Origin of the sequence: Flectobacillus longus (assembly GCF_030056705.1) — a bacterium.
GTDB classification, from domain to species: Bacteria; Bacteroidota; Bacteroidia; order Cytophagales; family Spirosomataceae; genus Flectobacillus; species Flectobacillus longus.
Window position 1 is genome coordinate 91,800 of record NZ_JASHIC010000007.1, and the last position, 19,700, is coordinate 111,499.

The window sequence follows — 19,700 nt, forward strand, 5'->3', positions numbered from 1 at the left end:
TGACGAAATAAATGACAACGGAAAATACCTTGATTCTGCTTAATTCTATTCATTGTGACCTGAAAATTGTAAAGGAATTGGTTTATGATAAATGTGGTTTTGATTTGACACATTTGCAGCAAAACTTGGAAAGTAAAGAATATGGAGCTTGTTCGTTTATAGTTAATGGAAAGTTAGTTCAACAACGAATTTCTAAAATTACACCAACAAAAACAGGACAATTTGTAACCATTTGGAAACGAAACGACTTCGGAATTACAGTACCTTTAGACTATTCAGACGATTTTGATTTTGTAATTATCACAACCAGAAATGATAATAACTTTGGACAATTTATTTTTCCTAAATTGGTGTTGGCTGACAATGGAATAATAACACGAAATAGCAAAGAAGGAAAACGTGGATTTAGGGTTTATCCACCTTGGGATGTTGCAACAAATAAACAAGCTGCGAAAACACAATACTGGCAAACAAAATATTTTATGGCAATTAAGAATGATGGTTTAACCGACTTCAATTTGATAAAGAAATTATTAACCTAAATAGAACAAAGAAAATATCACCGCTAGTGCTGGATTCCTATTCAGCACTCTCTTTTTCTAAGGATTCTATCCAAAATCTTTACCTCATTTTTTCAATCACCTCTACCACATGATTTATCGTAAAATCAATTTCCTCTTCAGTGGTATATTTCCCTAAACTAAAGCGTATAGAACTATAGGCCAAATCGTCGTTTATACCCATTGCTTTAAGTACGTGCGAGGGTAGTACAGAGGCAGAAGTACAAGCAGAACCAGAGGATACAGCTATATTTTTGAGATTTCCTAATAGCATTTCTCCATCTACACCACCAAAAGCAATATTCGTAACGTGTGCTAGTCTAGGGGCATTTCCTCCGTTTACAGAAGTATTTTCAAGCTTCGAAAGGATGGTTTGTTCTAATTTGCTTCTTAAAAAAGATAACTTTTCTTGATTAACTTTCATCTCTAATCTAGCCAAATCACAGGCTTTTCCTAGGCTAACTATGCCAGGTACATTAAGCGTTCCTGAGCGCATACCACGTTCGTGTTTGCCGCCATCCATTTGTGCGATTACCTTAAGTTTGGGATTGCTTCGGTTGACATACAAAGCTCCGATTCCTTTAGCTCCGTAGAGTTTATGAGCGGATAGACTCAATAGGTCAATAGGGGTATTTCGTAAATTGATGGGGAGTTTGCCAACAGCCTGAGTGGCGTCGGTATGAAAGAATACATTTTTTTCACGACAAACTTTTGCTATTTCCTCAATTGGGAAAATAACGCCTGTTTCGTTGTTGGCATACATGGCCGAGACCAATAATGTATCCGCTTCGATTGCATCAGCAATCTGTTCAGTCGTGATTAGACCCTCTGAATCAGGTAATAGAATAGTGATTCTTGCACCAAATTGCTCCAAATGTGTACACACATCTAGGACAGCCTTATGTTCGGTGGCAATGGTAATGATATGTTTTTTTTCTTTGCCAAAAGCTTCAAATAAACCTTTAATCGCCAAGTTATTTGACTCAGTAGCGCCGCTAGTAAAGACAAGGTCTTTATCTCCAGCTCCCAGTATCTTGGCAACTTGTACTCGTGCAACTGAAACAGCTTCTTCAGCTTGCCAACCGTACAAATGACTTCTTGAAGCTGCATTACCAAAGTTTTGACTAAACCATGGTAACATTTCTGCTAAAACCCTTTCATCGACAGGCGTTGTGGCATTGTAATCCAAATAAACAGGTAATTTCACGATATAAAATATTTGATAAATCTGCTTCAAAGATAAACATCTGTAGAATGACTTTTCTAAAGTAATGATACAATATTAATACAAACAAAAACAGGATATTTGTATTAAAGTGAAGCTTTTTTCCTAATGCCTATAGCTTACAGCCCAAAGCGTAACAATGCAATTTTATTTTGTATGATTATTTAGATTCATTTGCACTTTGATAACCATACTCATATTTGGGGAAGGATAGTTCAATTTTGTGTGTCAATATTTCAGGGCAAATAAAAAGGCTCTTGATGTACACAAGAACCTTTTATATTACCATAAATAAATGTAGAAAAAGTGAATAGACTCCTAAAAATTACTTATTATTAAGTAATACAAATTGAAATCTATTTCCTCATATTTACAGAACTATTAATTTGCCATCCAGCAACAATCCAGTTTTGTGGATCGATCAACACACTTGGATTCTGGAGCATCGTTTGAAGAAATGTCAGTTCCTCCAAAGATAGCTCTGAAAAGATGTATTCTTTGCCTGTCTCATCTAAAACGGTCAAGTACCCAATTTTATGAATAATGTCCCAGCCGATGGTGTATGTTTTGATTTTATTCATTAGCGTAAAAGTGGGCTTTCTTTTCATTAAAAAAAATACCATGTACTAGGTATTTTTCTTCTATATATCATAGTTTCATAGTTTTTCAACACATCCTAATCGTAATTATGAGAATTAAAATTATATTTCCTTTTCTTCTAATCAGTTTACTTTCATTTTCGAAAATAGTCAAAGTTAACTCTCCATTAGATAGTCTATATGGTCAATTAAACGAAATTTCAAAAGTAAAGAATAGCCCTAAAAATGATACTTTAAAAGCGATTCTCTTATGTAAAATTAGTTCCTACATTGTTGGTGATCAACCCACTAAAGCATACGATTTTTTAGATCAAGCAGAAAAAATAATTACACACTATAAATGGGAAAAGGGGCAAATTACTTTAAACTATTATAAAGGTTTTTACTATATCAGTATTCATCAACACATAAAAGCGACTGAGTACCTATATAGAGGCCTAAGTTTTGCCGAAAAAATGAATGATATGATAATGCTTGGACGGTGTTATTACATGCTAGGAATTAGCTACTCCAGCCTAAAAAACTTTCAAAGTGCCAAAAGTTTTACCATAAAAAGTATTAATATCTTCAAAAAGCTCAACAAGTTAGAATTGTACATAGATGGCCTTAATTACCTTGGAATACTTCTTATAGAATCAAACAAATATGCTGAGGCATTAAAATACCTAAAGATTGGTCTAGCAGAATGTAGAAAGGTGAAGCAGTCAAATTCTGAATTATATTTCTTAGAAAATATTGCCATTTGCCAAAAAAACCTTGGGCAATTAAAGGAAGCGATGGAGCTATTTTCTAAGGTTAAAATAATTCAAGATGAAGAATCATCAACAAGTGTTTCAGATAAGATTTTTACATTAGCTAACTTGGCCGAAACCAGTAGGCTATTGTTAGACTATCCTAAGGCGAATACATATTTAGTACAAGCATACAAATTAAATAAAGAGGCTAGCGAAAATGCCTACGTAAAAGAACTTTATAAGGTATCTTACAGCTATTATAAGGATGTCAAAAACTATAAAGAAGCCCTTAAATATTACGAAAAGTATATTGTTATTGAGGAAAAAACTATTTCAAACGATTTAAATAGGCAAATCAATAATTTAAAATTTGAGTATGAAAATGAGAAAAAAAGTCGACTTTTAGTCTTAGCTGATATTCAAATCAAAGAAGAACGTAAAACTAGAATTACTTTCCTAATCGGTTATTTATTACTGTTCTCTATAGGAGGATGGCTACTATATAATAGAATTCAGTTATCACGAAAAAATAAAAAAATTCAGCAACAAAACGCCATTATTATAGACGTAAATCATCAATTAGAAAACTTAAATAAAAATCTAGAAAGTATTGTAGAAGCTCGCACTCATGAGTTAAGCAATGTAAATAAAGAGCTAGTAAAGAAAAATGAAGAGATTCTGACTGCGCTTGTTGAGGGGCAAACTCTTGAAAGGAAAAGGGTAGCTGTTGAGCTTCATGATAATTTAGGGGCTATGCTCTCTGCGATGAGATGGCGACTCCAAATCTTAAACCCTGAAAAATTAAACGTAACTGAACAAAAAGTGTACAGAAGTATTTTGGATATGATGGGACAAGCATACTCAGAAATTCGACTTATTTCACATAATCTTTTACCTGTAGAATTAGAGAAAAAGGGACTCAAAGGTGCTTTAGAAAAATTAACAAATGATATTAATCTTGGGAATAAATTGAATTTAGATTTTCATATTGAGGAAGATATCAATTTAGGCAATAAAAGATTTGAGTTAGAAATTTATAGTATTTGTCTAGAACTTATAAATAATATTCTTAAACATTCTGAGGCTACAAAGGCAAATATAAGTATCTATGTTTTGGACAATGAACTAATTGTAGAAGTCTATGACAACGGAGTTGGTATGGATATAAACAATCTTAAAGCTGGAATGGGACTCAAAAATGTAATAAATAGGGTAGAATCAAATAATGGACAAGTGAAGATTATTTCTTCTCAAAGTGAGAAAACTTCTATTTTCTGTACATTTCCATACATGACTATTACCAACTAATAAGAATTACTTGGTAATAGTCATGTAGAATATCATCCAAATTTAACAACGTCTTTAAATTTACTAGGATTGTATAAAATTAAGAAAAAAAGCCCTAGGCCTGCTTTTCCTTCTAAGCCTGGACAAAGGTCGTATGTTTGATATACATTTCGCAATGGAAGGTCAAAGTTTTCGTAATTGTTGATAATTTCCTCAGCTAATTTTAAGGCATCAGCCTCGCTTATGGTTATCAAATTATCAGATTGACTTCCTATTGCCTCTCTTAATTTTGCTTCAATTGATGAAATTTCTTCTTCCTGATTATCTTTTAACTCTTCAAAATTACCTTTACTAAATAAATTTAGGCTTTTATGATGAGCTTTTATGTCAACTGAGTCTTTCTGGGACGATGGATACCACTTTGACATAAAGTCAGCAAAGAAGTTCTGTAGCTCTCCTTTATTATTAAATTTATTCCAATCGTTTCTTTGTTTAACAGTCACTATAGATTCAGCAACTCTCTCGTAGTATGAAGCATCTTCGGTGAAAGTAGCATATCGAGATAGAAATAATTTAATTAGTTCAAGATTCTTATTATTAACTAAACTAAACGATTTCTTGGTTGACGAAAAACCTTGCACGTTTACATTTGATTCTTGATATGTAATCCAAGTACAATTACTAGAATTAACCCAAACAGCTTTTTCACATAGTTCATCAGCATATTTTTTGGCAATACCCAAAAATTTTATACGATCGGAGTTCCCCCAATTAGGTATATTAATTTCTTTTTTTCTCGAAAATGTAAAAGTAGACTCTTCAATAACCTTGAAACCATAATCAAAATTTGTATTGGGGTTTCTGAAAGGCTCCGTGGTATTGATTAGTCCGCTCTCCTTAATCTTATTATTGATTATAGTGATCTGTTCATCTGTAAGTTCACCTGTAAAAAAGTCATGAAATTTATTTTGAAGAATTATGGATGCAATTATATTACATCTACTCCGACCAAAACTTATGTCTTCAATTATATTACCAACAACTTGTGAATCAGGGTCTTCTGCGAATCCAATACCTGGAAAAAGAGCTTTTGTAAATACTGGAACAGAATGCCTTAGAAGATTATAACTACTTGAACCAAAGCGAATACTAATTTCTTCGAGAATAGAAGAAATTAACAAGTAATTGTTCTGAGTAATGTAAAGAACCGCTGCATCGCTATACCTATAATTTATTAAGTTGCGCTTATATTTCAAGGAATACGGAATACCCTTTACCTCCAGCGACTCTGTTAAAAATTTGACAAATTCTTTTATCCCTCGTTTTATAGCTTTGAGATTAAAGTAAACCCTGACAATATTTTTACCAACCAAAAATAAATATTTATCGCCCATTATTGAGATTGTACCCTTCAAATTACCTTTTTTATCAGTTGAAATTTTCTTTTTAGGGGTACTTACATAATAATAATCGATACCATCAGTCAAACTCTTCTGTTTGGCTATAGCTCCACCATAGATATATTCTCCATGTACCACTTCTACATAGTGACTATCTTTTGTTAAAACAATTCCATTAGCTGTTATCTTTTCTTTAAACCAAAATTTCTCTTCATTAAAAACCTGATTATCAATCGAAAATGTCTCAACTTCTTCATCTTTGAGCCATTGATCTTTCAAGTCTCTAACACAGTTGTAGTTATAGTACAATAAATCTTCTAGCTCCAAGAGAGACGATGTATTTTTGTCTTGCACAGAATATACATTAGACCATTTATTTGTAAGTCTCTCATATTGTATGCCATCGAGTAGAGAGGCTAACTGTTTTTCAAAGATATTCATTGGACACCTAATAATTGGGTTAAAATATTAGACACGATAGCATTATTTTCGGAAGACTTTAAGATTGTTCTTAAATAAAATATTCTCCAGAAGATAAGAATTTTGGGAAGATTATGCTCTACATTTTCCTCACCAAAATACGATTTCAAAAAAACTTGAATCATGTTTTTCGCATGCGTTAATTTAGATGAGTCAACATTTGCAGAAGCTTCTATCCTATCAGTATCAAATGCCATTACATTCACAATCGAGTTCAGAAGTGTTACGACATCCCAAAAACAATCACCATAGCCAATCATTTCCCAGTCTAAGAAAAGGCAGTTGTTATCATTAAATAAAATATTACTTAGCCTTAAGTCAAAGTGAATCAACTCATTATCAACTCTTAATTGATTATATTCAATTATTAATGCGCTGATATCATTGCTTGATAACATTTTGATTTCCGCTGATAAATATTTTAAACATTCTAGGTTGCTTATACTGCATAATATATTTTCCTGTACCTTTTCATTTATCAATTCTTTGGGAATTAAAGGCACATAAACAGAAGATTGAAACTTAAATTGATTAGTTGGATACTTTTTCAATGCCTCGTGAAGGGCTCTACAATCTTTCCCTAAGACGGAGAATCTTCGAGTAACTTCTGCAATATTTTCTTCCACCTTTTTTAGAAAGACTAATCTTTTCGTGTACATTTCTAAAGTTGGGAAGTCAAAATATTTAGATACTAAAATATTCTCTGAATCAAAAAACTTTACATACTGAGGAAGTAAGTGTTTTATCTGAAAAAAATGAGAGGTAATAGAAAGCCAAAAATTTCTTTCATTTTTAATCCATTCGCTCTTCATCAAGTCAACAGGTTGTTTCAGGATAAATGATGCTGAGGAATGCTGTACAATCTGAACCAAATTTCTTGAACTCGATTGAGTTAGTTCAAAACAAGTCATATCTTGTTTTTGGTACATTTCTTTAACGATATCACAAAAAAACTCTTCCCTACTATCTGAATTAGAAATGTACCCAATCAAAAACTCAATAGTCCTATAGCTATTACTAAGGATTTGTTTCATAGCTAATTAGGGCAAAACAATAACTGTATTTCCTACGTGTGGAGGTACTGAACTCGTTGTATTATACGATGACACCCCTTTCGATATATCAAATTTTGGGTTTTGTGTAATTAGCGCTCCGTCAGAATCAAAAAAGTCTGAAACTGAAAATGTGTTTAGTTGAGGGTCATTTTTAGTTGAATAATCAACAAGGAAACATTCCGTATTTTGCAATTCGACTATATACTCTTTTGCCGCTTGACCAGATTGATTTTGTTCAAAGTCTACTTGTGAACCCAATGAATCATGGCTGATAATTGCGTCAACAGGAACATGAATTGTAAAATATTTTTCCTTTATATTGTTGCTGATTGGATTTTCTATTTGATGCGTCAATGCAACAAAATTTAATCCCAATCCAGCTTTTTGGTCGATTAACGCCTGTTCAAATGAAATAGTGGGAGTCAAAAAGAATTTTACTTTTAGTGTGCTCATAACAAAAGGGAGTTAAAAAGTGATAGTTTAGATTATTGTTTTAAGGTTCGATAAGACCATGTTTAATGGCCCATTGCATCAAGCCAATACTATTATTGACTCCAATTTTTTTCATAAGATTTCTTCGGTGAGTATGCACAGTATTTAAAGCCAAAAATAACTTCTCGCTTATTTCTATACTCGAATTGTTTTGCAATACTAATCGCATTATTTCAAGCTCACGAGGGGTTAAGGGCACCTCATCATCCAATGTCGAATAACCACTTGGATTTTCTGGATTGGGAATTTCGGCAAGCTTTTTTGCTATCTTTTCACTAAAATATTTTTGTCCACTCGAAACCACTTGTATAGCTTTCAAAAGTTCAGGTCTTTCTGCACTTTTCATTATATACGCATAAATTCCTGCTTGAAGTCCTTCTCTAATATCAGTAGCCTCTTCACTCATTGTAAGTAATATGACTTTGATTTTAGGATATTTTTCCCTCAAACGAATAGTCATATTAATCCCATTTAGCAAGGGCATCTGAAGGTCGGCGATAATAATGTCAGGTTGAGAGTTTTCAACAAAACTAAGTGCTTGCCAGCCATTATTCACTGTTCCTAAAACTTCTATGTTGTCTTGCATATCAAGGAGCATCCCAAGACTTTCGGCAACTAAAGGATGATCGTCTGCAATTAATATTTTGACAATTGCCATATTGGATTTGTGGTTTCGAGATGTATGCCAAGTATCAATTGTGATAAGTCTTGAAATCAGAAATTTGATAACATAACTTATTGGCACATAAAGTTATGTGTGATGTTTTTGATTAATAAAATTTAATAGTTACTAAAGTTGAAAACCATAATCAAGTACAAAAAATCATACTTGAGTTGTTCAAAATTCAGTTTTTAACAGATGACATCCTATACTTAACAGTAAGTATATTTCAAATAAAGAAGATATTTTCTTAGGTGTAAAAGTACTTCGGCTATTGCTAATCTATTCTCACTACTTGCTGACAATACAACTCTCTCAAGTTAGATTTGTTTACTTTGAATACCATCACAAAAGGGGAATTGTCAATCGGAAGGTTTTGCTCTACGTCGTATTTGTCGGCAATAGCTTTCCAGTTTTGACAAAGATAACTTGTCATAGAGCGAGTAGACTTGTTTTCTATTCCTGAAATAAAATAGGCTGTGATAATTCGATTGTTAGATAGTTGCACAGGGACTTTTGCCAAAAAACCTACATCAAATTCGGTATTGCTTTCATAGTAGTCACTCCAAAGTATTTGTTCCAAAATTTGATTGTAGTAACGTACTCTAAAACGTGTATTGTCTTGGTCAAACTCAATATGAGAACCAAGTTCCTGTTGTAAAGCCCATTTGACGAAATAATTAGAATAAAAACCTATTGCAAAAACGCAATCTACTTTATCCCAAGGAGCATCGGACTCTTTTAAATGATATTGACCATGGTCTAATTTTACCAAATCTTGGTCATAATGTCTTTTGGGCAATATATAATTACTTTCGTGAAACAAATCTATAATTTCGAGCAAACATTCTGTATCTCTTGAATCTACAGTCTGCTCATCGCTTCTGGGTGATTTTCCTTCAAATAAGCCACTTGGGTTTTGACGGTCTTTAGCGTCAAATATCGCCTGAATCATCCAAATTTTACTTTCTTTTTTGATGCCAAAAAAGTCTAAAAGATTCATCGAAAACTGGTCTAGATATGCTTGTGGGGTTTCATATCCCAGAAATTTCACAAACATAACCAAATAGTCTTCTTGAAAGTTAACCACTTTTTTAGTTTGCACCTCATTCATTTTTCGCCAGAGGTACATATTATTAAAAGTTGCCGAAAAGCTTAATCCCGTATTTTCTTCCATAACTGATTGGAAATAGGTTTTTTCAAGCTTTGGGTCGGTCATTTTCCAAATATGTGTTTCAGAGCCACGAAACGTTTTACCTTTCTTGGTAAGCTCCTGTTGAAGTTTGGTTTTTACTTCTGAATATAATTTTTCGCAAACGTTTTTTTCTATGTTCATCTTTATCAGACTGTTCCAATTTGTTCCGACTTATTACAAAAGTAGTACAATATATTCAAAACATTCTTACTAAAAATAGAATAAAACAAATAATTAATTACACAATCACCTTTATATTTTTGTATCCATTCTTTGATAAATACCATTGAAGCTATTGGATTTCGGCTTTGAGCTTTAGGATTATCATCTAAAAGTTCTTGTTGAACAGCAAATAGTCTTGTATAACAGTCCTAATAGCAGTAATACTATTAACGTTACTTCAATCTCTAAAAAAATAATCGATGAACAATAAACTTATACTTTGGTCAATTACTGTGGGCTTGGGAGGCTTTCTATTTGGTCTTGATACTGCTGTAATTTCGGGTGCTGAACTTGAAATTCAAAAGTTATGGAATCTTGATAGTTGGACACATGGTTTGGCGGTTGCTATTGCCTTATATGGCACTGTGATTGGTGCGGCTTTTGGCGGTATTCCTGCTGATAAGTATGGACGTAAAAACACACTTTTGTGGATTGGTATCCTGTTTTTCCTATCGTCGGTTGGGGCAGCAATTGCTTCTGGCGTAAATATGTTTATGGTTTTCCGATTTATTGGAGGTTTGAGCATCGGAGCGTCTTCGGTGGTTGCTCCTGTATATATTTCCGAAATTGCCCCACCAAAATACCGTGGTCGTATGGTAATTTCATTTCAAGCTAATATCGTTTTTGGTATCCTTATCGCCTATGTGTCAAACTATTTACTTCAAGGTGGTACCGATTCATGGCGTTGGATGTTGGGTGTTGTAGCTTTTCCGTCATTATTGTTTTCGGTTTTGATGTTATTTACCCCTGAAACACCAAGATGGTTGTTACTTTACAAAGGCGACGAAGCAAAAGCAAGAGAAGTTTTGGCTATTACAGAAGAAAACGTTTCAGCAGCAGTGAATGAGATTATGGTATCGGCCAAACAAGAAGCGTCGAGTAGTAACGATAAGCTTTTCTCAAAAAAATACTTTTTCCCTCTTTTGCTAGCCTTTTTATTCTCTTTCTTCAATCAGGCTTCGGGGATTAATGCGGTGATTTATTATGCACCTCGTATTTTTGAAATGACAGGTTTGGGCAAAGAAGGTGCCTTACTTTCAACTTCTGGCATAGGAGTTTTCAACTTGATATTTACCATTATTGGCTGGTATCTGATCGACCGTTACGGGCGCCGAGTGCTAATGTACATAGGTTCAATAGGCTATATTATTTCCCTAGCTTTGATTGCACTTGCATTTTATAATGAATCCTATGCCTACGTGCCATACTATGTTTTTGCTTTTATTGGTGCACATGCTATCGGTCAAGGTTCTGTGATTTGGGTATTTATCTCAGAGATATTTCCTAACTCGGTTCGAGCTTCGGGTATGGCTTTTGGCTCATTGACACACTGGGTATTTGCGGCATTGATTGCCAACTTCTTCCCCTATTTTGCCGACCATCTGGGTGGCGGCCCAATCTTTGCTTTTTTCAGTTTTATGATGATTTTCCAGTTGATTTATGTTTGGAAAATGATGCCAGAAACAAAAGGTGTTTCGCTCGAAGATTTGCAAAAAAGATTGATTCATTAATACAAAATCAGCGCAAAGATTATGTCATTAGCTTTAAAAAAGATACAACATATTGGTATTCCTGTCACCAATCTCGAAAAGTCAGAGGCTTTTTATCAAAGTTTGGGGTTTGAAAATGTCATGGGTTCCAACTTTGAACATCCAGCAGGAAAAGGGAAAGTAGCCATGATGCAAAGTGGTGAAATTATCATCGAAATTTATCAATTCCCTGAAACGATTTTACCCGAAATTGCCAACAGAAAAGATGGTCATGTTGACCACATTGCATTTGATGTGGAGGATATAGTCCAGACTTTTGAAACGTTAAAGGCTGGTGGATATGAGATTTTTGAAGAAGCACCAGTTTTTCTTCCTTTCTGGAAAAATGGCTGTAAATATTTCAATATCAAAGGTCCAGATGGCGAACGATTAGAGTTTAATCAAATTTTGTAAGCTACTTAAATCATTTATAAACATACTTTAATACTGTACAAATGCAACGTTATATCTGCTGTTTTGGTGAGGTCTTGTGGGATATGCTACCTTCAGGCAAACTTCCAGGTGGTGCCCCTATGAATGTGGCTACACATTTACAAAATTTGGGAATACCTGCCAAAATGATAAGCCGTGTTGGGAAGGACGACCTTGGAGCAGAAATAAAAGCATTTCTTGAAAGTAAGAATTGTACCACAGAGTGGATACAAGACGACGAGCATTTGAATACTGGCTGGGTAAAAGTGCAACTTTCTGAAAAAAATGAAGCGACTTATACGATTGTTCACCCTGTAGCGTGGGATTTTATTCAGACAAATGAAGCCACCCAACAATTGGTCAATCAAGCATCAGCCTTGGTATTTGGCACTTTGGCAAGCCGCGACCAAACTTCATATCTCACACTTTTGAATATTTTGAAAAATTTGCCTAAAGATGGTCAGATTCTAAAAGTATTCGATATTAACCTTCGTCCTCCACACTATTCAAAAAGTCTGATTGAGGAGTTTTTGCAATATGCTGACATTGTAAAACTCAATGAAGATGAACTAAAAATCGTATCAGAATGGTACGAAATAAAGGGAAGTGAAGAAAATCAGTTGCGTGAAATTAGCCATAAATTTAATCTCAAAACTTTGATTGTAACTAAAGGTGGTGATGGAGCAATACTGTTAAAATTGGAAGCCGATGGAGAAAAACATTTTTACCAACAACAAGGGTACAAAGTAGTTGTAGCTGACACTATTGGAAGTGGAGATTCATTTTTAGCAGGTTTTTTGAAAAATATCCTCGACGGAAAATCTTCAGAATATGCACTCAATTTTGCCTGTGCAATTGGAGCAGTTGTCGCTTCACACAGCGGAGCAAATCCTGCGATTACGGAAGCAGATATTGAGGGGATGATGGTAGGCGTTAGGCGTTAGTGTAAAAAAAAACTCCCTCTATCTACCCAGTTTTCAATACCTCTTTTTAAAAAACTATCCCCTAATGCCTAAACCCTAGTACCTTAAAAGATATTCTCTGAGTATAACAATAATATGGAGTTCAACTCCTTTGGGGACTTTAAACAAAGCCGCACAATTTGTCACTGAAGTCCCTACTTTATATTGTCGCATTAACCATTTATATAAATTTGATAGAGGAAAATAGGCAGTCAGTATTTGACTGCCATATCTCCAAACAAAGATTTTAATACTATCTATCCCCTTCCAACAGGACCGTAGGAAGCTCCTAGTTTCCTTCGGTTTTTATTTTATAGGAAGCCCTTCTTCAGACCAAGCTATTATTCCTCCATCGAGATTATAGACTTTCTTAAAGCCTAATTTGAGTAATTGTGAAGCAGCTCTTTTACTACGAATTCCTGACGCACAATATACAAAAGTGGCTTTATTTTTATCTAATTTCTGTAATTTACTCTCAAAGTCTGACGAACTAATATCAATCAATATCGCTCCTGCTATCATACCTCTTGCAGCTTCGCCTTGTGTACGTACATCTATGAAATTTTTCGAAGCTTGTTTATTTAACTCTTGCTGAAAACTCTTGGGTGCAAGTGTAATAATATTAGGATTTGAAGTACAGGCTAATAATGCGAAAAAGACTATCGAGATTTTAGAAAAAAGTGCCATAAGCGTATTTATTTTTAGATTTTGTTAAAAATGTGTATTCTAATGCCTAATGAGTGCAAATAAACCAGATACTAAGTTAAGTTCTTGTAACATATATCACATACATGAAAACATTAACTTTACTAAAATTGAACCTTAAGTCCAGCTCTAGTTTATGAAAAAACATATATTCCTGTCGCTATTCCTTCTTTGTGCAACTTCCAATCTGGTTGTTTCTCAAAATAGATTGTTTCATCGCTATACAGATTCTACGTTATTGGTAAGAGATGCCAATGTTGTGAGACTCAAATACCAAATTAGAATTGCTCAAAAATTAGGCAATATTTTGCCAAAAGCTAAGGCTATTTTAAACACGAGTCCCTATTTGGTGTACTGGGATAATGATTTGTTTACCGTTAATTTACCACTTTGGTCGCAGGTAATAGAGCCTCAAAAAGCATTTTTTACAGAACTCAATAAGAGTAAAAGTAAAGGAGAAGAAATGTTTGGGTTATTCTTCAATGGCTTTTATATCATCCACGAATTAGGGCATGGAACAGATGCTTATTTGACTAAAAAAGCCAATAGAAAGTATCTAGATTTCTACGAGGGAGAATATTTAGCTAATCAAATTGCCATTGCTTACTGGCAAGAAGCAGGCTATGAGAAAGAGCTACAACAATGTTATCAATATGCCTTGAAATTCACTAAGCAACTTCCTAATCCTGTGCCAAAAGGAGAAGATGCTGTGAAGTTTTTTAATACTCATTACCAACAACTGAGTAGTGATCCATACAAATATGGTTTTTATCAATTCAAACAATTTGTTGAAATTTTCGAAAAAAGACATACGCTTCATTTGGATGATTTATTGAAATAATTAGTAACCGTTTAAATCTTAGCCAAAAGTTCTTAAGTAACCTCACACCTGTGGGGTTACTTTTTTTTGTAATTTTGCAGTTCGAATTTTATCAACAACAAACCTCCGTTATTTTGAATACTTTTCTCAATCGATATAAATCTGATTTTATTGCCACTTTTAATCTTGCTCTTCCCATTATTACAGCCCAAGTTGGAGTAATGCTAATGGGTTTTGCAGACACTGTACAAGTAGGTCGAATGGCACAAGGCTCGGTACCTGCGCTGGCAGCTGCCGCCGATGCCAATGGTATTTTCTTTAATATCGCCATTGTTGGTTATATCTGCTTGCAAGTGGTAGCACCGCTTGTTTCCTCAGCTCAATCATCAAACAATCCAGGGCAATGCAAGCAATTACTACGTGCAAGTGTAGTAGTTTCGCTCATTATGAGTGTAATATGCGCCTTTCTAATAGTCTTGATTGGACTGAATATTGACTTGTTGAAACAACCCAAAGAAATCAAATCGATGACCTTGGATTTTCTTTGGATAATTACTATTTCAATTTTCCCCTCGTTTGTATTTTCTGCCATTAAAAGTTTTACAGATGGGCTTTCCCAGACCAAAGTTGCCATGCAAATTACGGTAAGTGCCTTGTTGCTCAACGTCGTTTTAAATCATTTATTAATCAATGGTTATAAAAATATTATTCCTGCACTAGGCTTAAATGGAGCTGGTTATGCAACATTGACCTCTAGGATTTATATGGCATTGGCAATCATTATTTATACCCTTCGTGATAAAGCATTCAAACCTTATTTGCAAGCCTCTACGCAAGGTCTGGATTCTATCAAAACACTTATTGGTAAGATAATGAAATTAGGAATTCCGAGCGGATTTCAGGGATTTAGTGAGGTTGCAGCCTTCTATGGCGCAGTCGTCATGATGGGTTGGATAAGTTTACCACATAAAGCTGCACACCAAGTAGCGATTGGTTTTGTATCCATGACCTTTATGGCTGCTACGGGTATAGGCGCTGCGGGAGGTATCCGTGTAGGTTCGGGTATGGGTGAAAAAAGTAAAAAAGCTATCATCGACGCAGGGACTTCTGCCCTATTGATGGGTTTGATATTTATGGGAACTTGCAGTATTATATTTTTGGTATTTAATGATTTTTTGGCGAGTTATGTCAAAGATGACCAAGTTGTAGCACTTGCGGCTGAATTGATTATTTGGGGAGGAATATTTCAGTTATTCGATGGAACACAAGCAGTTAGTGTAGGTATTTTACGAGGAATTGCGGATGTGAATGTGCCAACAATTATTACTTTTATTGCCTATTGGGTAGTAGGTTTGCCTATGTGCTATTTCTTGGGTTTTGTGTTAGATTTAAAACATATTGGTATCTGGATAGGACTTACTTCTAGTTTATTTGTTTCGGCATCCTTACTAAGCTGGCGATTTTATGCAAAAGCCAACAAGCTGTGGCATTAAAATATCATCCCTAATTTAGTGAATGTTGAATGAGTGATTTAGTGATTGTTTTAAAATCTGTATTCTAGCAGTAGAGATGCAATGCTTTGCGTCTTAAGCCGAGTCAGCCAGTATAGTAATATCAATATGCTAAATAACTTAAAATTAGACGCGAAATATTGCGTCTCTACAAATGAAATATGTAGTAAAAAATCACTCATTCGCAAATCACTAAATTAATCACATCATTTATTTCCCTAACGCCAGTTTGATATGTTCCAAATGATGTTTGGCATGCCAAGCACCCATGTCTAAGGCGTCGATAAGCTTGATATATATTTGACGAATAGGATGATAATATCCTCGCTGAAATTCTTCCTCAGACATTTGCTCGATGAGGTAGGTCCAACGGGCGTGAGTTCCTTCTATCATTTGTAATGAAAAAGTAATTGGAGCCGTTTTTGCCTCATCCATTGTTGCCCAAGCATCAATTTTAGCTACAACGCCATTAGGGTCGGTTTCAGTCAAGGCATGTTTGAAACGGATATAATGCAAAAGGTGCATATCCGCCACATGATTGATTAATTGCTGAATAGTCCAACTTCCTTCGCGATATTGTTTTTGTAAATCTTCGTGCGACAAATTTTCAGTTAAAGCACGATACTCGACAGGAATATTCTTTAAGATATTGAGTCTTTCCTGAAACTCTTCTGGTGTGTACTCACCTTTTGGCGACCATTTTCCGATGGGGAACTGTAATGCTGTAATATCCATTTTCTCAAAGTTGTTTTGTTCAGAACGTATAAAGAGCCGATTTATGATTTTCGGGCATTTCTTCTTTGTAACAAATTGTTCATCAAGAACATTTCATATCAACAAAGTAGGTGCGAATATTTAATGGAAAAGGCAGTCGAAATTAGTTTTTCGACCGCCTTTTTAACACTATATTTCAGTATGATATTTTGCTAAGACGTAAAGTATTACGTCTCTACTGATGAATATTTTTCAAAAACTACATTCATCATTCTAAATTATCCTACAACACAACGTTAACAATACGTTTTGGCACAACGATAACTTTCTTAGGTGTTTTTCCTTCAAGCCATTTTTGTACTACTTCGTTTGCCAATACGCCAGCTTCGATTTCTGAACTTGCCAAATCTACAGGGAAAGCAATGTTTGTTCTTACTTTACCATTGATAGAAATTGGGTATTCAAAACTTGATTCTACCAAGTATGAAGGCTCAAATTTAGGGAAAGAAGCCTTCGATACAGTTCCAGCTTCATGACCTAACAACGACCATAATTCTTCAGACAAGTGTGGTGTATATGAAGACATTAAGATGACTAATTGTTCCAAAATTTCCTTTTTAGAACATTTCAAAGAACCCAAGTCATTTACACAAATCATCAAACTTGAAACAACAGTATTGAACGAATAACGCTCTAAATCGTCTTCAACTTTTTTGATGGCTGTATGCAATACTTTCAACTCTTCTTTAGTAGCTTTTTCGTCCTTCACTTTCCATTTGCCCTGCTCATCATAGAACAAACGCCATACTTTTTTGATAAATCTGAAAGAACCATCGATACCATTTGTATTCCAAGGTTTTGCTTGTTCCAATGGTCCCAAGAACATTTCATACAAACGTAAGGTATCTGCTCCTACTCTATCTACCAACACATCTGGGTTTACGACATTGTATTTCGATTTTGACATTTTCTCAACCTCTACTCCACAAACATATTTGTCGCCTTCCAAGATAAATTCAGCCTCTGCAAAATCTGAACGCCAAGCTTTGAAAGCCTCAATATCCAAAATTTCGTTGTTTACGATATTCACATCTACGTGCAATGAAGTCACATCGTATTGGTCTTTCAAGCCAGCCGAAACAAAGACAGGCTTTTTACCTTCGCCATTTGAAGATTTGATACGATACACAAAGTTAGAACGACCTTGAATCATACCTTGGTTAATCAACTTTTTGGCAAATTCTTCTTCGTTTACTAAACCAATATCTTTCAAGAATTTATTCCAAAAACGACTATACAACAAGTGACCTGTAGCGTGCTCTGAACCACCAATGTACAAGTCAACTGCTTGCCAATAATCGATAGCCTCTTTGCTTGCCATTGCTTCCTCATTCTGAGCATCCATATAACGGTACCAATACCAAGATGAACCTGCCCAACCTGGCATCGTGCTCAATTCGTATTCGTATTCGCCTTTGTATTTCCATCCTTCTGCACGACCAAGTGGTGGCTCACCTGTTTCGGTTGGTAAATATTTATCGATTGAAGGTAATTCTAATGGCAATTCAGATTCTTCAATTAAATATGGCAAACCATCTTTGAAATAAACTGGTACTGGCTCGCCCCAATAACGCTGACGGCTAAATACCGCGTTGCGCAAACGGAATTGTGTTTTGCCTTTACCAATACCTCTTTCTTCTAATGATTGAACCAAAGTAGCTGTAGCCTCTTTGTATTCCATACCATTGATGATACCTGAATTGATATATTTCCCTTCTTTGGTATTGTCAGCTTGCGTTTCAATTTCTTTTTGCGCGTCCAAAATAGGAATAATTGGCAAATTGAAATGCGTAGCAAAATTCCAGTCACGTTGGTCACCTGACGGTACGCCCATTACAGCACCTGTACCATAACCAGCCAACACATAATCAGCTAAATAGATAGGTACTTTCTCGTCATTAAATGGATTGATAACGTAGCTTCCTGTAAACGCACCTGAAACACGTTTTACCTCAGACATACGATCTAGCTCTGAACGAGATTTTGCCCAATTTACATAAGCCTCAACTTCTTCTTTTTGAGCCTCTGTAGTCAAGTATGGAACATAATCGTGCTCTGGAGCAATTACCATAAAGCTTACGCCATAAATTGTATCAACACGAGTAGTAAATACCTCGATAAATTCTGGTGCTTCTTCTGATACTGTAGAACGGTCAACTTTGAAACGAACCGATGCACCTTGTGAGCGACCAATCCAGTTACGTTGTTGTTCTTTAATAGCATCTGACCAATCTACTTCATTCAAGCCATCTATCAAACGGTCGGCATACGCTGTAATACGCATAGACCATTGCTTCATTTTCTTTTGTTCAACAGGAAAACCACCACGCTCAGAAACACCGTCTTTTACCTCGTCATTTGCCAAAACAGTTCCTAATCCTGGGCACCAGTTAACTACAGATTCATCAGGGAAAGTCAAACGGTATTTCAACAACATTTCTTGTTGCTGATGACCTGACATATTATTCCAGTCCTCAGCAGTAAATACTGGAGTTTCCTCATCACAAACCGCTTTTACGGCAGTGTTTCCAGATTCTGCGAAACGTTCCACCAAAGAATCAATAGACAAAGCTCTATTGGCATCTTTGTCGTAATAATGGTTGAAAAGTTGCATAAAAATCCACTGAGTCCATTTGTAGAACTTAGGATCAGAAGTACGCACTTCTCTTGACCAGTCATAGCTAAAACCGATTTGTTTCAACTGACGGATATATGTAGCAATATTATCTTCGGTTGTAATGGCAGGATGCTGTCCCGTTTGGATAGCATATTGTTCAGCAGGCAAACCAAAAGAGTCAAAACCCATCGGGTGCAACACGTTGAAACCTTTGAGACGACGATAACGGCTCACAATATCACTTGCGATATACCCAAGCGGGTGACCTACGTGCAAACCCGCTCCTGATGGATAAGGGAACATATCCAACACATAATACTTTGGTTTTGAGTGGTCGATTTCAGTTTTGTAGGTTTGGTTTTCATCCCAAAACTGACGCCATTTTTGTTCTACTTCTCTAAAGTTGTATTCTGCAGACATTTCTATAAAATTGAATGATT

The 19,700-nt window shown here is 35.1% G+C and carries 17 protein-coding genes; 7 read left to right on the top strand and 10 right to left on the bottom strand.

Annotated features, from left to right (window positions below; all coding sequences use genetic code 11):
- Positions 1-11: 11 nt before the first annotated feature.
- The gene (locus tag QM491_RS06700) at positions 12-542 is read left to right on the top strand and encodes a MepB family protein (protein ID WP_283326559.1); all 531 of its coding nucleotides are present in this window, start codon (positions 12-14) and stop codon (positions 540-542) included.
- A gap of 79 nt (positions 543-621) precedes the next feature.
- Here QM491_RS06700 and QM491_RS06705 read toward each other — a convergent pair whose 3' ends face one another.
- On the bottom strand, positions 622-1,767 hold the full coding sequence (locus tag QM491_RS06705) for a cysteine desulfurase family protein (protein ID WP_283326561.1): 1,146 nt from the start codon (positions 1,765-1,767) through the stop codon (positions 622-624).
- Between the two features lie 374 nt (positions 1,768-2,141).
- Positions 2,142-2,393, bottom strand: coding sequence for a hypothetical protein (locus tag QM491_RS06710; RefSeq protein ID WP_283326562.1), 252 nt, complete (start codon positions 2,391-2,393; stop codon positions 2,142-2,144).
- 80 nt (positions 2,394-2,473) lie between these two features.
- Between QM491_RS06710 and QM491_RS06715 the strand changes: the two genes are divergently transcribed.
- Positions 2,474-4,426, top strand: coding sequence for a tetratricopeptide repeat-containing sensor histidine kinase (locus tag QM491_RS06715; protein WP_283326564.1), 1,953 nt, complete (start codon positions 2,474-2,476; stop codon positions 4,424-4,426).
- Between the two features lie 32 nt (positions 4,427-4,458).
- On the opposite strand, the gene QM491_RS06720 is transcribed toward QM491_RS06715, so the two are convergent.
- The 5 genes from QM491_RS06720 to QM491_RS06740 form a co-directional block, all read right to left on the bottom strand.
- Complete coding sequence (locus tag QM491_RS06720) at positions 4,459-6,246, bottom strand: T3SS effector HopA1 family protein (RefSeq protein ID WP_283326565.1); 1,788 nt, start codon at positions 6,244-6,246, stop codon at positions 4,459-4,461.
- Complete coding sequence (locus QM491_RS06725; RefSeq protein ID WP_283326567.1) at positions 6,243-7,319, bottom strand: phosphotransferase family protein; 1,077 nt, start codon at positions 7,317-7,319, stop codon at positions 6,243-6,245. Before QM491_RS06725 ends, QM491_RS06720 begins: the two co-directional genes overlap by 4 nt.
- Before the next feature lie 6 nt (positions 7,320-7,325).
- Positions 7,326-7,793, bottom strand: a complete 468-nt coding sequence (locus tag QM491_RS06730) for a hypothetical protein (RefSeq protein ID WP_283326569.1) — start codon at positions 7,791-7,793, stop codon at positions 7,326-7,328.
- 40 nt (positions 7,794-7,833) lie between these two features.
- On the bottom strand, positions 7,834-8,490 hold the full coding sequence (locus QM491_RS06735; protein WP_283326571.1) for a response regulator: 657 nt from the start codon (positions 8,488-8,490) through the stop codon (positions 7,834-7,836).
- Positions 8,491-8,770: 280 nt separating this feature from the next.
- Positions 8,771-9,829 carry a hypothetical protein gene (locus QM491_RS06740; protein ID WP_283326572.1) on the bottom strand — a complete coding sequence of 353 codons (1,059 nt, stop codon included), beginning with the start codon at positions 9,827-9,829 and terminating at the stop codon, positions 8,771-8,773.
- 281 nt (positions 9,830-10,110) lie between these two features.
- On the opposite strand from QM491_RS06740, the gene QM491_RS06745 reads away from it, so the two are divergent.
- Genes QM491_RS06745 through QM491_RS06755 form a run of 3 tightly spaced genes read left to right on the top strand, consistent with a single transcriptional unit; the run spans position 10,111 to position 12,815 of the window.
- Positions 10,111-11,421 carry a sugar porter family MFS transporter gene (locus tag QM491_RS06745; protein ID WP_283326573.1) on the top strand — a complete coding sequence of 437 codons (1,311 nt, stop codon included), beginning with the start codon at positions 10,111-10,113 and terminating at the stop codon, positions 11,419-11,421.
- A 21-nt stretch (positions 11,422-11,442) separates the two neighbouring features.
- Positions 11,443-11,853, top strand: coding sequence for a VOC family protein (locus QM491_RS06750; RefSeq protein ID WP_283326574.1), 411 nt, complete (start codon positions 11,443-11,445; stop codon positions 11,851-11,853).
- A gap of 41 nt (positions 11,854-11,894) precedes the next feature.
- A complete protein-coding gene (locus tag QM491_RS06755) occupies positions 11,895-12,815 on the top strand; it encodes a carbohydrate kinase family protein (protein WP_283326576.1) in 921 nt (306 codons plus the stop codon).
- Between the two features lie 324 nt (positions 12,816-13,139).
- Here the strand turns inward: QM491_RS06755 and QM491_RS06760 are convergent, their stop codons facing one another.
- Positions 13,140-13,520 carry a rhodanese-like domain-containing protein gene (locus QM491_RS06760; RefSeq protein WP_283326578.1) on the bottom strand — a complete coding sequence of 127 codons (381 nt, stop codon included), beginning with the start codon at positions 13,518-13,520 and terminating at the stop codon, positions 13,140-13,142.
- 154 nt (positions 13,521-13,674) lie between these two features.
- Here QM491_RS06760 and QM491_RS06765 point away from each other — a divergent pair, with 154 nt between their 5' ends.
- Complete coding sequence (locus tag QM491_RS06765; protein ID WP_283326580.1) at positions 13,675-14,379, top strand: hypothetical protein; 705 nt, start codon at positions 13,675-13,677, stop codon at positions 14,377-14,379.
- Positions 14,380-14,492: 113 nt separating this feature from the next.
- Complete coding sequence (locus QM491_RS06770; protein ID WP_283326582.1) at positions 14,493-15,851, top strand: MATE family efflux transporter; 1,359 nt, start codon at positions 14,493-14,495, stop codon at positions 15,849-15,851.
- Positions 15,852-16,079: 228 nt separating this feature from the next.
- On the opposite strand, the gene QM491_RS06775 is transcribed toward QM491_RS06770, so the two are convergent.
- A complete protein-coding gene (locus tag QM491_RS06775; protein ID WP_283326584.1) occupies positions 16,080-16,604 on the bottom strand; it encodes a YfiT family bacillithiol transferase in 525 nt (174 codons plus the stop codon).
- A gap of 262 nt (positions 16,605-16,866) precedes the next feature.
- Entirely contained in the window at positions 16,867-19,680 is a 2,814-nt protein-coding gene (gene leuS / locus QM491_RS06780; protein ID WP_283326586.1) for a leucine--tRNA ligase, read from the bottom strand.
- Positions 19,681-19,700 lie beyond the last annotated feature (20 nt).